Origin of the sequence: Pseudomonas sp. CFBP 8772, assembly GCF_014841665.1 — a bacterium.
GTDB lineage: Bacteria > Pseudomonadota > Gammaproteobacteria > Pseudomonadales > Pseudomonadaceae > Aquipseudomonas > Aquipseudomonas graminis_B.
In genome coordinates, this window is the sequence record NZ_JACYUI010000001.1 from 130,797 (window position 1) to 144,816 (window position 14,020).

The window sequence follows — 14,020 nt, forward strand, 5'->3', positions numbered from 1 at the left end:
GACCCCTGTAGGACCGGCTTTAGCCGGGAAGGCGTCAGTCGCTTAAACCCGAAACTGCTTCAACAACCCATTCAACTGCTCACTCAACCCCTTGAGCTGGTTGCTCGCCGCGCTGGACTGTTCCGCCGCCACCGCCGTGCTCTGGGAGAGTTGTGCGGCCTGGGTGACGTTCTGGTTGATGTCTTCCACCACGTGGGATTGCTCAAGGGTGGCGCTGGCGATCGAGGCGTTGAGGCCGTTGAGGTTGCGCAGTGCCTGGCTGATCGACGTCAGGCTCTGGCCGGCCAGGTTGGCCTGTTCGATGGTCAGCTGCGACGAACGACTGCTGTCAGCGATCACTTTCACTGCAGCGTCCGAATGGGCTTGCAGGCGCTCGATCATCGCCTGAATCTCCGCCGTGGATTTCTGCGTGCGCTGGGCCAGCAGGCGGACTTCGTCTGCGACCACGGCGAAGCCTCGGCCCTGATCACCGGCGCGGGCGGCTTCGATGGCGGCGTTGAGCGCCAGCAGGTTGGTTTGCTCGGCGATCGAACTGATCACCTCCAGCACCCCGCCGATCTGCGTGCTTTCGCTGGCCAGCGTGCGAATCACTTCCACAGCCTGATCGATGGTGCCGGACAGGTGCCCGATCTGCTTCAGGCTGCTGTCAATATTGGCCTGGCCTTGCTGCGCCTGGGACTCGGCGTTGCGCATCTCGCTGGCGGCGTGCTCGGCGTTCTTTGCCACGTCCTGCACGCCATAAGTGACCTCATTGACCGCCGTCGCCACCTGTTCCATCTGCAACGACTGCTGCTGGCTGCGCTCCTGGGCCTGGATGGCATTGCTGCCCAGCTCACTGGATGCCTGGCCGAGACCGACCGCAGACGACTGCAGCTCGCTGACCACCCGCCGCAGTTTGGCGGTGAACGCATTGAAGTGCCGGGCCAGCTGCGTGACTTCGTCGTTGCCCTGGGTTTCCAGGGTGCGGGTCAGGTCGCTTTCGCCGCTGGCGATATTGGCCATCGCTTCGACCGTGGCCTTGAGCGGGCCGGCGATGCTGCGTGCGATCAGAATCAACAGCAGCGCCATGACCAGAAAAATGCCGGCACTGATCGACAGTGCCTTGACCACTTGCTTGTAGAACTCGCCCTGCACGTCATCGATGTAAACGCCTGAGCCGATGATCCAGCCCCACGGCGCGAACAGCGAGATGTAGGAGGTCTTGCCGACTGCGTCAGTGGCGCCGGGCTTGGGCCAGCGATAGTTGACCATGCCCGCGCCTTTGGCCTTGGCCAGGGTGACCATCTCGTTGAAGACCTGGAAACCGTCCGGGTCTTTGATGCCGGACAGGTCCTGGCCCACCAGCTTGGGATTGGCCGGGTGCATGATCATCACCGGGCGCAAGTCATTGATCCAGAAGTAGTCGGTCTGGTTATAGCGCAGCCCGCGAATGGCATCCATGGCCTGCTGCTGCGCCTGCTCGCGGGTCAGGGTGCCGGCGGTTTCCAGGCCATGGTAGTAATCAAGCAGGCCACTGGCGGTCTGCACCACGTGCATGGTCTTGACGGTTTTGGCTTCGTACAGATCGTCATGGATCTGCTTGAGCATCGCCGCTGCCAGCGTAAACAACATCACCACCGCGATGATGAGAATCAACCACAAGCGCCGGCTGATGGAAAGATTGCGCATGTTCATGATCGTCACTCCGTTTCTTTGTTCTTTTTATGGGTCTGGCGTCCTGGGCAGCGCGCCAGTCAAACCGGTTGCGGCACACCGGATCGATGACCGTCAAACGACAGAGAGAAGACGCGGTGTCATTAAGCGTCTCGGCTTGTTTGTGACAAACGTGAGAGCGGTGCAGGGATATATCTGCAATGGTAGTTATCAAAGCCAAATAAGCTGTAAGAAATGCCTTCGCCTAACGTCAGATCCGATACAGGTATAGCGAAAGGCTTACACGAGCTGAGGAACTTGGCTCTAGGTAGAAACACTTCGGCGCGGTACATTGGATCCATCAACTGCAGCAACGGACCGCTGCAGGATCAAGGATGATCGACCGTTGCCAGGCATTGGCGGCCAACAGGAAGTTGGACGGTGTTGCACAAACCCGCTTCGGCGGGTTTTTTATTGCCCGCGATTTGGCGAACGCCCTTTTGTACCCATTCATTTACCGAATCTGTACAGCGTTTCGACCAAATGTTGCTTCCCGATGGAATTTCCTGCGCTCGCGCCGCTCACAGTACGGACTACACCCGAGTCCAGGACAGGGCCGGCCGGGCAGGCATGGGAAATAATTATTGTGGATGTGGCGCAAATGGCAGCAGACGTACCGAACAAGAGACTCATTCTGGTGGTTGAGGACGAGCAAATCATTCGCGAGTTTGTTTGCGAAATCCTCGAGGACGAAGATTTTATGACCTATGCGCTGGAGACTGCCGACGAGGCTGCGACGTACCTCGAGAGCAACTCCGACGACGTGGCGCTCCTTCTCACCGATATCCTCATGCCGGGTCAGTTGAACGGTGCCGATCTGGCGAACCTGTCGGGCAACAAGTATCCCCACATCCCGATCCTGATCATGTCAGGTCACGAGACCCCCGAGAGTTCTGGCGTCGTGCACCCGGTCGTGTTCATTCGCAAGCCCTGGAGTTTCGGCCAGCTTTTACAAGGCGTTAACAAGGCCTTGGGCTACGACAAGCACGAAAGCCTGTGACCCTCAGCGGTCCGGCTCACACCCTTTGAGCACCAGCCGGATGATGGTCTGGGCGGCCGCTTCGTAATCAGCGTCGTCCAGGGTCGCTTTGCCCGTCACTGTTGAGATCTGCCAGTCGAAATCGGCGTAGGTCTGGGTCGCCGCCCAGATGCTGAACATCAGATGATGGGGGTCGATAGGTGCGATCAGGCCGTCATCGATCCAGCCCTGGATGCACTCGATATTGTGCCTGGCCTGACCATTCAACTGGTCAACCTGCTCGGGCGTCAGATGTGGCGCGCCGTGCATGATCTCGCTGGCGAACACTTTGGAAGCGAAAGGCAGGTCGCGGGAGATGCGGATCTTCGAGCGGATGTAGCTTGTCAGCACTTCAGCCGGCACCCCCTCACGATTGAATGGCGTCGACGCCTGCATGATCGGCTCGATGATGCTTTCGAGCACCTCTCGGTACAGGTTGTCCTTCGATTTGAAGTAGTAATAGACGTTGGGCTTGGGCACACCCGCCTTGGCGGCGATGTCGCTGGTCTTGCTGGCGGCGAATCCTTTGTCGGCAAATTCTTCACTGGCTGCGCGCAGGATCAGTTCTTTGTTGCGCTCGCGGATGCTGCTCATAAACCGGTATGTCCTTGCCTGCTCGGCGGTGGCGAATGTTAGCACCGGCCTCGCAGCAGGCTCAACATTGCCACTGCTGTGCAACAACAACCCCTTTGTCCACCGGCTTTGTCACTGGCGCGACGGCGTGCCGGTGGTATTGTGTGGCGGGTTGCATCGGGAGCAGTAGCAGAAGGGCAGTAACAGAACGGGCGCCTTATCAAGGCTGAACGCGTATTCGGTGGCGAGGTGTCGGCAGCATGAACAGCCCATTGTTTTCCAGCGTCGTTGCGTATGCCCAGCATTGCGAGCGACAGCTGGTGGAAATCCTGCACCGCCGGCCAACGCTCGACCGGCAGCAGGTCATGACCTGGGTCGACGAGCAGAGTCATGCGATGAAGGACCGTGATCCCCTCGACCTGTTGCGCTCACTCAACGCGAGGGTGCGAGCGGGCAAGCCGCTGCCGTGGGAAGGGCACTCCTGAGGGGGTGCTGTCAGCAGGGCTGGAGCGGCTGAAAGTGGCGGATCAGAGACCTTTGGTGTCTGATCCGCTGCGCCTCAGGTCGACAAGGATCTTGCCCGTCGACCATCGATCGGCAGCAGATCAACGCTTCGTTAGAAGAATACTTTTACCAGCAAACTGGCGGTGTTCTGATCGGTGTCGAAAGAGCGCGTGTCGTTGATGCCGTACTTGTTGCTCCAGTAGTCGTACTCGACGCCCACATACAACTGCCGGTCCGGAAGATTGAGCGCCTTGCCCAGGTCGTATTTGATCTGCGGGTTGAAGTGCAGGTTGGAGTGGTAATCGCCTTTGCTGTTGGACTGTTTGTTGTCCACGACCCAGTCCATGAAACCGTCGATGAGAATGTCGGACTTGCCCACCGCGATCGTGTAGGACCAGACCGGGGTAATCTGCCAGGCACCGTAACCGGCGCGGTGGCCGTCGGTGTAACGCTTGTAGAAGTTCAGCTGGAAGTAATCAAAGCCAGGCACTTTCAAGTCAAAACCCGGACCGATCAGGTACGACTCGACATCCCCTTCGCCAAACTCGTACGTCGTCGCCAACAACACGTCAGTGATCGGCCCCAGCTGAAACTTCTGATCGAAGATCTTGCCCATGGACAGGCGAGGGGAGATCTCCCCGTACGTCGAGGCGTTGCCCAGGCTGCCGTCTTTCTTGCCGTTGTAGTTGATGTAATCGAGGAAGACGAAGTTATCGCCGTATTTCCAGCCATCGGCATGTTCGTAGGTGAACGTCTGCTGGTTCTCAGGGTTCACGGCGAAGTTCTTGCCGTAGAGATAAGTCAGGCTGTTGCTCTGCCACTGCAGCAGATCACCCGACATGGCCGGCGCCGCGGCAAGCAGGCTGCTGGCGGCCATCAGGCTGGAAAGCGTGCGGTTCATGTAAATACTCCCTTGGATTGACGTCGTGGTTTTTTGCGAACTGACGCTCTGTTACGGCGCCTTGGTTTTAATCGACTAAGTTGTCTGTTTGGTCAGCTTCGAGTGGATAGCAAGAGCTGAGCCAACACCTTGAAAAAAGACGAAAAAGCCCCGCCGGCTGTTTAAAGAACAGTCGATGGGTCGTTTTATCGATTCCGTTTGGAAGAGGCACGGGCTGATCGGAGAGTTGTCCGGCCAGTCAGGTCAGTTGCAGTGTTGTTATTGGGGTGAATTCGAGCGGCGGCGGAGGATACTGACTCGCGCAGCGGTGCTCAAGTGCTCTGTCACAGCGCACTCTCGTCGAAAACAGGGCAACCCCTCAGTGTGGATGCAGCGGCCCGGCCATCGCCGCGCGTTCGGCACCGCCCAGCACGTTGAACAGCAGGTTCAGCAACACCGCGCTCAATGTCGCCGTAGCGATGCCGCTGTGGGTGATCGGGCCCATCCACTGCGGCAGCTGGCTGAAGAACTCCGGCCGCACCACCGGGATCAGGCCCATGCCGATGCTCACCGCGACCAGCAACTGATTGCGCCGGTCGGAGATGTCCGCTTCCTGGAGGATCTTGATCCCGGTGGCGGCGACCATGCCGAACATCGCAATGGCCGCGCCGCCCAATACGGCAGGCGGAATCGAGGCCACCAGATAGGCCGCTTTCGGCAGCAGGCTGAGCACGATGAGAAACCCGCCCGCGACAATGGTCACCGAGCGGCAGCGTACACCGGTCATCTGCACCAGGCCGATGTTCTGCGCAAACGAGGAGTGGGTGAAGGTGTTGAGAAAGCCCGCAAGAAATGAGGCGGCCGCATCGCACAGCAGGCCCCGGCGCAGCATGCCGGGCGTGACGTCGCGGTCGGTGATCTTGCCCAGGGCGAGGAACATCCCCGTGGATTCGACGAAAATGATCACCACCACCAGGCACATCGACAGGATCGGCGCGAGGCTGAATTGCGGCATGCCGAAGTGCAGGGGCGTGACCACTTTCAGCCATTCGGCCTGACCCAGTCCACTGAGGTCGACCATGCCGATGAAGCCGGAGAGGATGTAGCCCAGGCCCATGCCGATCAGCACCGAGATGTTCACCCAGAACCCGCGCATGAAGCGGTTGATCAGCAGAATCGTCAGCAACACCAGCGCGGCGACGCCGAGGTACACCGGGGCGCCGAAGCTCACCGCCTTGCTGCCGCCGCCGGCCCAGTTGACCGCCACCGGGAACAGCGACAGGCCGATGGAGGTGATCACGGTGCCGGTCACCAGCGGCGGGAAGAAGCGCACGATTTTCGACATGAACGGCGCGATCAGCATGCCGAAGAAGCCCGCCGCGATGGTCGCGCCGAAGATCCCCGGCAGGCCGACGCCGCTCATCCCGGCCATCGCCACCATGCTGCCGACAGCGGCGAAACTGGCGCCCATCATGATCGGCATGCGAATCCCCAGCGGACCGATGCCGAGCGATTGCACCACCGTGGCAATGCCGGCGACCAGCAGGTCGGCGTTGATCAGAAAGGCAATGTCTTCCCGGGAAAGCCCGGCGGCCTGGCCGATGATCAGCGGCACTGCAACGGCACCGCCGTACATCAACAGGACGTGTTGCAGGCCCACCAGAATCAGTTGCAGCAAGGGCAGGGGCTGTCGTGGCGGCGCGGCAGGGATGCGCGCGTGAGTTGACTCGGACATGCAACACCTCATTGTTTTTATTTTAGGGTTGAAGCTTTGAATCGGTGGAGGCGACAAGCTTCAAGCCTCAAGCTAAAGCCGATCGCGTACTGCTTCTGACTTGTGGCTTGCCGCTTGAAGCTTGCAGCTGCTTAGTTCGTCTGCGCCCCCTTATCGATCCATTGACCCAACAGGTCACGTTCCTGTTGGGTCATCTGGGTGATGTTGCCCAGCGGCATGATCTGCGCGGTCACGGCCTGGGCCTGGATGCGCGGGGCGAGTTGCTGGATCTGTTGCGGCGTGTCGAACATGATTCCGGCCGGCGCGCTGCTGAACAGCGGGCTGGTGGGTTTGGCGGAGTGGCAGACGGTGCAGCGTTCCTGAATCACGCTGTGGACTTTCTCGAAATCCACACCGCCGCTGCTGGCCTGCGCGGGTTGCGCGGCAGCGGGGGCAGGTGCAGGCACAGTTTCAGGCGCAGCGGCGACAGGCGCTGGCGCGACCTCGGGCTTCGGCTCGTCGGCGCGATGACCGCCGATGGCCGTGCCCGGCAGCGGCTGGTACTGGATGTTCGCCGCCACGTCCGGGCTGCGAGATGTTTGCGCCGGGCCGGTGACGTACGCCAGACACATCATCCCCAACGCGCCGACCGGAAGGGCCCAGGCATATTTGTGGCTGTTGTGGCGGGTGTTGAAAAAGTGACGGACCAGCACCGCACACACCGCGATCCCGGCCAGGATCAGCCAGTTGTACTGACTGCCGTAGGTGCTCGGGAAGTGGTTGCTGATCATGATGAACAGCACCGGCAGGGTGAAGTAGTTGTTATGGCGCGAACGCAGCAGGCCTTTGGCGGGCAGCGACGGGTCCGGCGTGCGGTTCTCGGCGATGGCGGCGACCAGCGCGCGCTGGGCCGGCATGATAATGCGCAGCACGTTGCCGACCATGATCGTGCCGATGATCGCACCCGTGTGCAGGTAAGCTGCTCGCCCGCTGAACACCTGGCTGAAGCCGAAGCAGGCCGCGATGACCAGCACGAACAGCACCAGGCCCAGCAGGACAGGGCGCTTGCCCAGCGGTGAATCGCAGAGGATGTCGTAGATCGTCCAGCTGGCGATCAATGAGCCGACGCCGATGGCGATGCCTGCGCCGCCGCTCAGCGTGCTGCCGGGTGCCAGCAGGTAAAGAGTGGGGTTGGCATAGAACACGATGCACAGCAGCGCCACGCCCGACATCCAGGTCCAGTAGGCTTCCCATTTGAACCAGTGCAGGTCGTCCGGCATGGTCGGCGGGGCCAGCTTGTACTTTTCCAGGTGGTAGATACCGCCGCCGTGAATCGCCCAGAGGTCGCCCGACAGACCGTCACGGGGGTTGGCGCGGTTGAGGTTGTTCTCCAGCCAGACAAAATAAAAGGACGCGCCGATCCAGGCGATCCCGACGATCATGTGAATCCAGCGCACGCCCAGATTCAGCCATTCCATCAGATGTGCAGCCACAGTCTTACCCTTTGCCTGCCACCCCTTGGCGGGTGGTCAGACCCTTCTTATAGTTGGGGATCGAGAACCATCTTCTGACTCTCTTCGAAGAAATGCTCATCGCAGTTATTGCCGTTGCCACTGCGATCAACCACCAGGAAGTCATCCCGCTTTTCGATCGTCAGCACCGGGTGGTGCCAGACGCCGCGATGGTAATTAACACCCTGCCTGCCATTGGTGATGAAGGCGCGGGTCAACTCGGGTTCAGGTGCATCGCCAAGTGGCGCGACCACGACCAGAAAAGGATGGCCGAGCAGCGGAATAAAGGCCTGGCTGCCCAGCGGATGGCGCTCCAGCATGCTGATAGTCAACGGCATGTCCAGCGCCTCGGCACGGAAGATGCTGATGATCGCCTTGTCGTCCGGCGTGGCCGTTTCAACCTCGGCCAGACGGTGAAAGCGCATGGTCGAGCCGTTATTGATCATGAAATGATCGCTGCCGTCGGTTTCGATGACATCGCCAAACGGGGCGAAGGCTGCCTTGGTCAACGGCTCGATGATCAGTGTGCGCATGCGGGGTCTTCTTTCTCGTTATTCGTAAATGAAAACACTGTGGTCTTTGATCGTTCCCACGCTCCGCGTGGGAATGCATCCCCTGACGCTCTGCGTCACCCTGGACGCGGAGCGTCCGCAAAGGGGTTACCACGCGGAGCGTGGGAACCATCAGTCATCAGGGGCCAAGCGTTTATTTCGCGACTTTGCCCAACACCCGCAAACGGCTCACGCCACCATCCGGGAACACGTTCAGGCGGATGTGGGTAATCGGTCCCAGCGCCCTGATCTGCTCGACGAACGTGTGTTCGGCGTGCATTTCCAGCTTCTGGCTCGGCAGCAGTTCGCGCCAGAACAGGCTCTGGGTTTCGATCTGGCTGTCGGTGCCGCCTTTGACGAACGCCGCCTGAATCGAGCAGCTGTCCGGGTAGTTGCCCTTGAAGTGCAGGGTGTCGACGACGATCTGCTCGACCTCACCGGCATGCCCCAGCGCCACGATCACCCAGTCATTGCCAGGGGTGCGGCGCCGTGCGGTTTCCCAGCCGTCGCCCATGTTCACGCCACGTCCCGGGTTGAGGATGTTGCTCATGCGCCCGAAATGCTCGTCGGAGCAGGCCAGGGCACGGCCGCCATTCAGCGCCGCGACCAGGTCGATCTGCTCGTTGTCGCCTACTGCCGACCAGTCCCGGTGAGGCACGCCGTACACCCGCAGACGCGCCACGCCGCCGTCCGGGTAGATATTGAAACGCAAGTGGCTGTAGGCCTTGGCGTCCGCGATATCGTGGTAGTGGTGGCTGTCGCCCTTGAGCTCCACGGCCGGCAGCACTTCGGTCCACACGGTGTGCTCGTCCGGCTCGCCCGACGCCAGGAAGCACGCTTCCAGGGAGGCCGATGGCGGGTAGTTACCGGTGAAGAACGACGTGTCGATGTCCACGCCTTTGATCGAACCGGCGACGCCCAGGCGGATCACCGCACTGTCGTAACCTTCGAAGCGCTTGCGGCGCGACTCCCAGCCGTCCATCCACTTGCCGTTGTCGTCGAACACGCCTTCTTTCCAGACCGCAGGGGTCGGCTGGAACAGGCGGTTGGCGTCGGCGAACCAGTCATCGGTGACGGACAGGATCTTCGTCCCCAGGCGCGCATCGGCCAGGTTGACGAACTTCTCGAAGGGTGCGGCGTAAGCTTTCATTCTTTTTGTCTGCCTTTGATAAGGGGCGTGGGAACGGTCGGTCAGAGGGCTTGCAGGCGGAACATCGCGATCTTGTTGATCTCGGCGAGGGCGCAGGCAAACTCGGCGTCTGCCGTGTTGTGAATGCGCGTCTCGAAGGCCGCGAGGATCTGATGCCGGTTGCTGCCTTTCACCGCCATGATGAAGGGGAACGCAAACGTCGCCTTGTAGGCGTCGTTCAGCTCGGTGAAGCGCTGAAACTCTTCGGCCGTGCATTGGTGGATACCGGCGCCAGCCTGTTCAGAGGTGCTGGCTTCGGTCAGTTGGCCTTGCACGGCGGCTTTGCCGGCAAGGTCCGGGTGGGCGTTGATCAACGCCAGTTGCGCGGCGTGATCGGCGCTCAACAGGATGTCGCTCATGCGTGCATGCAGCGTCTCGATATCATCGAGTTCGTGCAGATGGCCCCGGTCATAGGCCTGTTCGGCGACCCAAGGCGAGTGTTCGTAGATGTCGGCGAAGGTCTGGACGAAGGCTTCGCGGCTGAAGGAAGAGGGCGTCAGGGTCTGAAAACGGCTCATTTGGCAGCTCCGTTGAAGGGGTGAACCTGGTGCCAGTGCCGCGCGATCTCCACGCGACGGGCGAACCAGACCTGCTCGTGGCCTTTGACGTACTCAAGAAAACGCTGCAGCGCGGCCAGCCGGGCCGGGCGGCCAATCAAGCGGCAGTGCAAGCCGATCGAAAGCATTTTCGGCGCTTCGACCCCTTCGGCGTAGAGCACGTCGAAAGCGTCTTTCAGGTAATCGAAGAAGTCGTCGCCCTTGTTGAAACCCTGCACCTGGGTGAAGCGCATGTCGTTGGTGTCCAGGGTGTAGGGGATCACCAGATGCGGCTTGCCGGTGGAGTTGTTCGGCTCCCAGTAGGGCAGGTCGTCGTCGTAGGTGTCGCAGTCGTAGAGAAAACCGCCTTCTTCCATCACCAGCCGCCGGGTGTTCGGTCCGGTGCGCCCGGTGTACCACCCCAGCGGACGCTCGCCGGTGAGTTCGGTGAGGATGCGGATGGCTTCGAGCATGTGCTCACGTTCCTGGGCCTCGTCCATGTTCTGGTAGTCGATCCAGCGATAGCCGTGGCTGCAGATCTCATGGCCGGCGTCGACCATGGCGCGGATCACGTCCGGGTGACGCTGCGCGGCCATGGCCACCGCGAAAATGGTCAGCGGGATGTCGAATTGCCTGAACAGCTTGAGCACGCGCCACACGCCGGCACGGCTGCCGTACTCGTAGAGCGACTCCATGCTCATGTTGCGCTGGCCCTGCAGCGGTTGCGCGGCGACCATCTCAGAGAGGAACGCCTCGGATTCCTTGTCGCCATGCAGAATGTTGCGCTCGCCGCCTTCTTCGTAATTGAGCACGAACGACAGCGCGATACGGGCGTTGCCTGGCCAGTGGGGATGGGGCGGTTTACTGCCGTAACCGATCAGGTCGCGTGGGTAGTCGGCGCTCACTGCGAGATTCCTTCTGTGCGTGTTGTCTGTTGCTGTTGGCTGTCTGACATTGCAGGAACGATGCAGTGGACTGCCGTTGCGGTGAAAAGATTGTATACAACCTCGTCCGCTTTTTGTAAGCCTGTTTTTTCTTTTCTTGCGAAGGCTGGCGCTGCAAGAAACCTGCCTTATTGGTCAGGATCTTTACAAAAACCCTAATAATTACCTGACTCGGCTCTGAAATATGGGTTATCCAGACGCGACAAGCAAAACGGGCTATGGAACGATATCTATTGTGTACAATTTAAGCTCAAAGTGTCTTAATCGTTCATTCCCCGCACCCGCCGAGCCCTCAATTGGTGCGCGTGCCTGATTTTCCACTTCTCAAGCGAGGCCCCGACAAGCATGGGACGACTGACCACACACGTATTGGACGCCGCTCACGGCTGCCCCGGCAGCTCCATTCACATCGTGCTTTACCGGGTTGAACGCGAACGGCTGGAGAAAGTCGCCGACGCCGTCACTAACGCCGACGGTCGATGCGACGCGCCATTGTTGCAGGGCGATGATTACCGTTCAGGCGTCTACCAGTTGCAATTCCACGCAGGTGATTACTACCGCGCCAAAGGCGTTCAACTGCCCGACCCCGCGTTTCTTGATGTGGTCGTGCTGCGCTTCGGCATTGATGCGGCGCAGGACCACTATCACGTGCCACTGCTGATCTCGCCTTATAGTTATTCGACCTATCGCGGGAGCTAGGGGCGCCACCCCTCGGATCATCGCCATGCCTATTGAGGAGACAATGCTGCATGACCACTCTTAAAATCACCGCAGGCGGGTATCAGTTTCTCGCCGAAACTCACCCCGATGCCCCGGAAACTGTCTCGGCGTTTCTCGCATTGCTGCCTTATCGTCAGAAGCTGATTCACGTGCGTTGGAGTGGCGAGGGATGCTGGGTGCCATTGGGTGAGTATCAACTTCTGAAGGGCGAGGAGCCCATCGGCTTCGAGAATCACACCAGCCATCCTTCCGTGGGTGACATTTTTTTCTACCCCGGCCCCTATAGCGAAACCGAGATTCTCGTGGCGTACGGCTCTTGCTGCTTTGCCAGCAAAATGGGGCAACTGGCGGGCAATCACTTTCTGACCATCGTGCAAGGCAAGGAAAACTTGCGCGCCCTGGGCGTGAAGACGTTATGGGAAGGGGCTCAAGAGATCGTATTCGAGCGGGCGTGAAATTCGCGCTCGCAAAGGCGGCTGGATCTATTCCCGGCGCGCTATGAATGAAGAGGGCGGCCGGGTTCGGACCGCTCTTCTCATGCCCGGCAATACCGTTGCCGCCGTTGTAAATCGGGTCAGCCTGGTGCGCGGCGTGCGTCGCTGCACCGACGTCGGGCGATAAGGTGACCTCGTATTTTGCGCGTGTCCGTTAGGCGATATACGCCGTCCCTTTAGCGATAGACAAGCCTGCGCTTGGCGCGTACGTTCTTTTCCACTCATTGTTTAGTTGGACTTATATATACATTGAATTTCGGATAAATAGCCGGAAGGCGAAGGCGCGGACGAAAGATTTTGACCGGCGTAAGTTTGGTTTTTAATACGCAGATAAGTTGAGGCGCTTTAAGTAGCTGGCATGCCGTTTGCTCTTTGCTTTGACTCGATAAACCCACCTTCGAGCCTAATGCCATGAGCAGTGATCAATACATTATTGAAGGCGCCCGTACGCCTGTTGCGACCGCCCGTTGGTACCAACTGGTCATCGGTGTTGTGTGCATGATGGCGATTTCCAGTCCTCAATATGTCTGGACGCTGTTTACCGGCCCGCTGACCAATAAACTTGGTGTTTCGCTGGCGCAAGTGCAAATCACCTTTTCCCTGTTGATTATTCTGCAGACATTCTTTTCCCCCGTGCAGGGCTATCTGGTCGATCGTTTTGGCATTCGCCTGCTGGTCGGTCTGGGTTGCACGTTGTCCGGCCTTAGTTGGGTGCTGGCCAGTCAGGCTTCCTCTCTGAGCATGCTGTACTTGAGTTATGGCGTGGTGGGTGGCCTGGGTACCGGGATTGTCTACGTGGGAATTGTCGGTCTGATGGTGCGCTGGTTCCCGGACCGTCGCGGTTTTGCGGCAGGCGCAGTGGCCGCAGGCTATGGAATGGGCGCAATGCTCACCACGTTTCCTATCAGCAACAGTCTGCAAAGTGCTGGCATGGAACAGACCATGATGACATTCGGCCTGGTGCTGGGGGTGGTCGGGCTTGCCGCTTCGCGGTTTTTGCGTCAACCACCGGCACTGTTGCGTGATGCGGCGGTGGCGCAAACGCCCCAGACCGTTTCGGATGTCGCGCCCCGCGAGATGCTCAAGACGCCAGTCTTCTGGCTGATGTTTGCCATGTTCACCATGATGTCCACGTCCGGTCTGATGGTGACTTCGCAGATGGCCAGCTTCGCCAAGGATTTCGGCATGACCACCGTCATGGTGATGGGCATGGCGGCCTTGCCACTGGCCCTGACCATCGACCGAGTCTGCAATGGCCTGACCCGGCCATTGTTCGGCTGGATTTCCGACCGTTTCGGCCGTGAAAACACCATGGCGTTCGCGTTCCTGTTTGAAGGTGTAGCCATGACGCTGTGGTTGCTGACCAGTGATAATCCGGTCCTGTTCGTGCTGTTGTCGGGTGTCGTGTTCTTGGGCTGGGGCGAAATCTTCTCGCTGTTTCCTTCGACCCTGACCGATACCTTCGGCACCCGCCACGCCACCACCAACTACGGTTTTCTGTACATGGCGGAGGGGATTGGCGCGGTGTTTGGCGGTCCGGTTGCAGCGCTGCTGCACCAGTACACAAGTAGCTGGTACCCGGTATTCGCAGTGGCCATCAGCTTTGACATCGTCACCGCTCTGCTGGCCTTCTTCGTGCTCAAACGCATGCGTATGAACTGGCTTGCCGCACACGCTCTGTAATTTTTACAACA

14 protein-coding genes are annotated in these 14,020 nt (G+C 59.8%); 5 read left to right on the forward strand and 9 right to left on the reverse strand.

Annotation, left to right across the window (positions count from 1 at the left end):
* Positions 1–42: 42 nt before the first annotated feature.
* Entirely contained in the window at positions 43–1,674 is a 1,632-nt protein-coding gene (locus tag IFT99_RS00595) for a methyl-accepting chemotaxis protein (protein ID WP_192130052.1), read from the reverse strand.
* Positions 1,675–2,293: 619 nt separating this feature from the next.
* Here IFT99_RS00595 and IFT99_RS00600 point away from each other — a divergent pair.
* Positions 2,294–2,692: a response regulator gene (locus tag IFT99_RS00600; RefSeq protein WP_065988733.1), complete on the forward strand. Its 399-nt coding sequence runs from the start codon at positions 2,294–2,296 to the stop codon at positions 2,690–2,692.
* Between the two features lie 3 nt (positions 2,693–2,695).
* On the opposite strand, the gene IFT99_RS00605 is transcribed toward IFT99_RS00600, so the two are convergent.
* Positions 2,696–3,304, reverse strand: a complete 609-nt coding sequence (locus IFT99_RS00605) for a TetR/AcrR family transcriptional regulator (RefSeq protein WP_192130053.1) — start codon at positions 3,302–3,304, stop codon at positions 2,696–2,698.
* 239 nt (positions 3,305–3,543) lie between these two features.
* On the opposite strand from IFT99_RS00605, the gene IFT99_RS00610 reads away from it, so the two are divergent.
* Positions 3,544–3,768 (forward strand): hypothetical protein, encoded by a 225-nt coding sequence (locus IFT99_RS00610; RefSeq protein WP_065988731.1) that lies wholly within the window; start codon positions 3,544–3,546, stop codon positions 3,766–3,768.
* 131 nt (positions 3,769–3,899) lie between these two features.
* Here IFT99_RS00610 and IFT99_RS00615 read toward each other — a convergent pair whose 3' ends face one another.
* The 7 genes from IFT99_RS00615 to puuE all read right to left on the reverse strand — a co-directional run bounded on the left by IFT99_RS00615 (position 3,900) and on the right by puuE (position 11,073).
* Complete coding sequence (locus IFT99_RS00615) at positions 3,900–4,688, reverse strand: hypothetical protein (RefSeq protein ID WP_192130054.1); 789 nt, start codon at positions 4,686–4,688, stop codon at positions 3,900–3,902.
* A 358-nt stretch (positions 4,689–5,046) separates the two neighbouring features.
* Positions 5,047–6,402, reverse strand: coding sequence for a nucleobase:cation symporter-2 family protein (locus IFT99_RS00620; protein ID WP_192130055.1), 1,356 nt, complete (start codon positions 6,400–6,402; stop codon positions 5,047–5,049).
* Between the two features lie 131 nt (positions 6,403–6,533).
* A complete protein-coding gene (locus IFT99_RS00625; RefSeq protein WP_192130056.1) occupies positions 6,534–7,874 on the reverse strand; it encodes a urate hydroxylase PuuD in 1,341 nt (446 codons plus the stop codon).
* 47 nt (positions 7,875–7,921) lie between these two features.
* Positions 7,922–8,425 (reverse strand): ureidoglycolate lyase, encoded by a 504-nt coding sequence (locus IFT99_RS00630; protein ID WP_122622636.1) that lies wholly within the window; start codon positions 8,423–8,425, stop codon positions 7,922–7,924.
* Between the two features lie 172 nt (positions 8,426–8,597).
* Positions 8,598–9,593: an allantoicase gene (gene alc, locus IFT99_RS00635; protein WP_192130057.1), complete on the reverse strand. Its 996-nt coding sequence runs from the start codon at positions 9,591–9,593 to the stop codon at positions 8,598–8,600.
* A gap of 41 nt (positions 9,594–9,634) precedes the next feature.
* On the reverse strand, positions 9,635–10,150 hold the full coding sequence (gene uraD / locus IFT99_RS00640; RefSeq protein ID WP_192130058.1) for a 2-oxo-4-hydroxy-4-carboxy-5-ureidoimidazoline decarboxylase: 516 nt from the start codon (positions 10,148–10,150) through the stop codon (positions 9,635–9,637).
* A complete protein-coding gene (puuE, locus tag IFT99_RS00645; RefSeq protein WP_192130059.1) occupies positions 10,147–11,073 on the reverse strand; it encodes an allantoinase PuuE in 927 nt (308 codons plus the stop codon). The genes uraD and puuE overlap by 4 nt, the downstream gene beginning before the upstream one ends.
* Positions 11,074–11,457: 384 nt before the next feature.
* Between puuE and uraH the strand changes: the two genes are divergently transcribed.
* From uraH to oxlT, 3 genes are all read left to right on the forward strand, one after another.
* Entirely contained in the window at positions 11,458–11,811 is a 354-nt protein-coding gene (gene uraH / locus IFT99_RS00650; RefSeq protein WP_192130060.1) for a hydroxyisourate hydrolase, read from the forward strand.
* A gap of 50 nt (positions 11,812–11,861) precedes the next feature.
* Complete coding sequence (locus tag IFT99_RS00655) at positions 11,862–12,287, forward strand: DUF3830 family protein (RefSeq protein WP_192130061.1); 426 nt, start codon at positions 11,862–11,864, stop codon at positions 12,285–12,287.
* Positions 12,288–12,737: 450 nt separating this feature from the next.
* Positions 12,738–14,009: an oxalate/formate MFS antiporter gene (oxlT, locus tag IFT99_RS00660; RefSeq protein ID WP_192130062.1), complete on the forward strand. Its 1,272-nt coding sequence runs from the start codon at positions 12,738–12,740 to the stop codon at positions 14,007–14,009.
* The last annotated feature ends 11 nt before the right edge of the window (positions 14,010–14,020 follow it).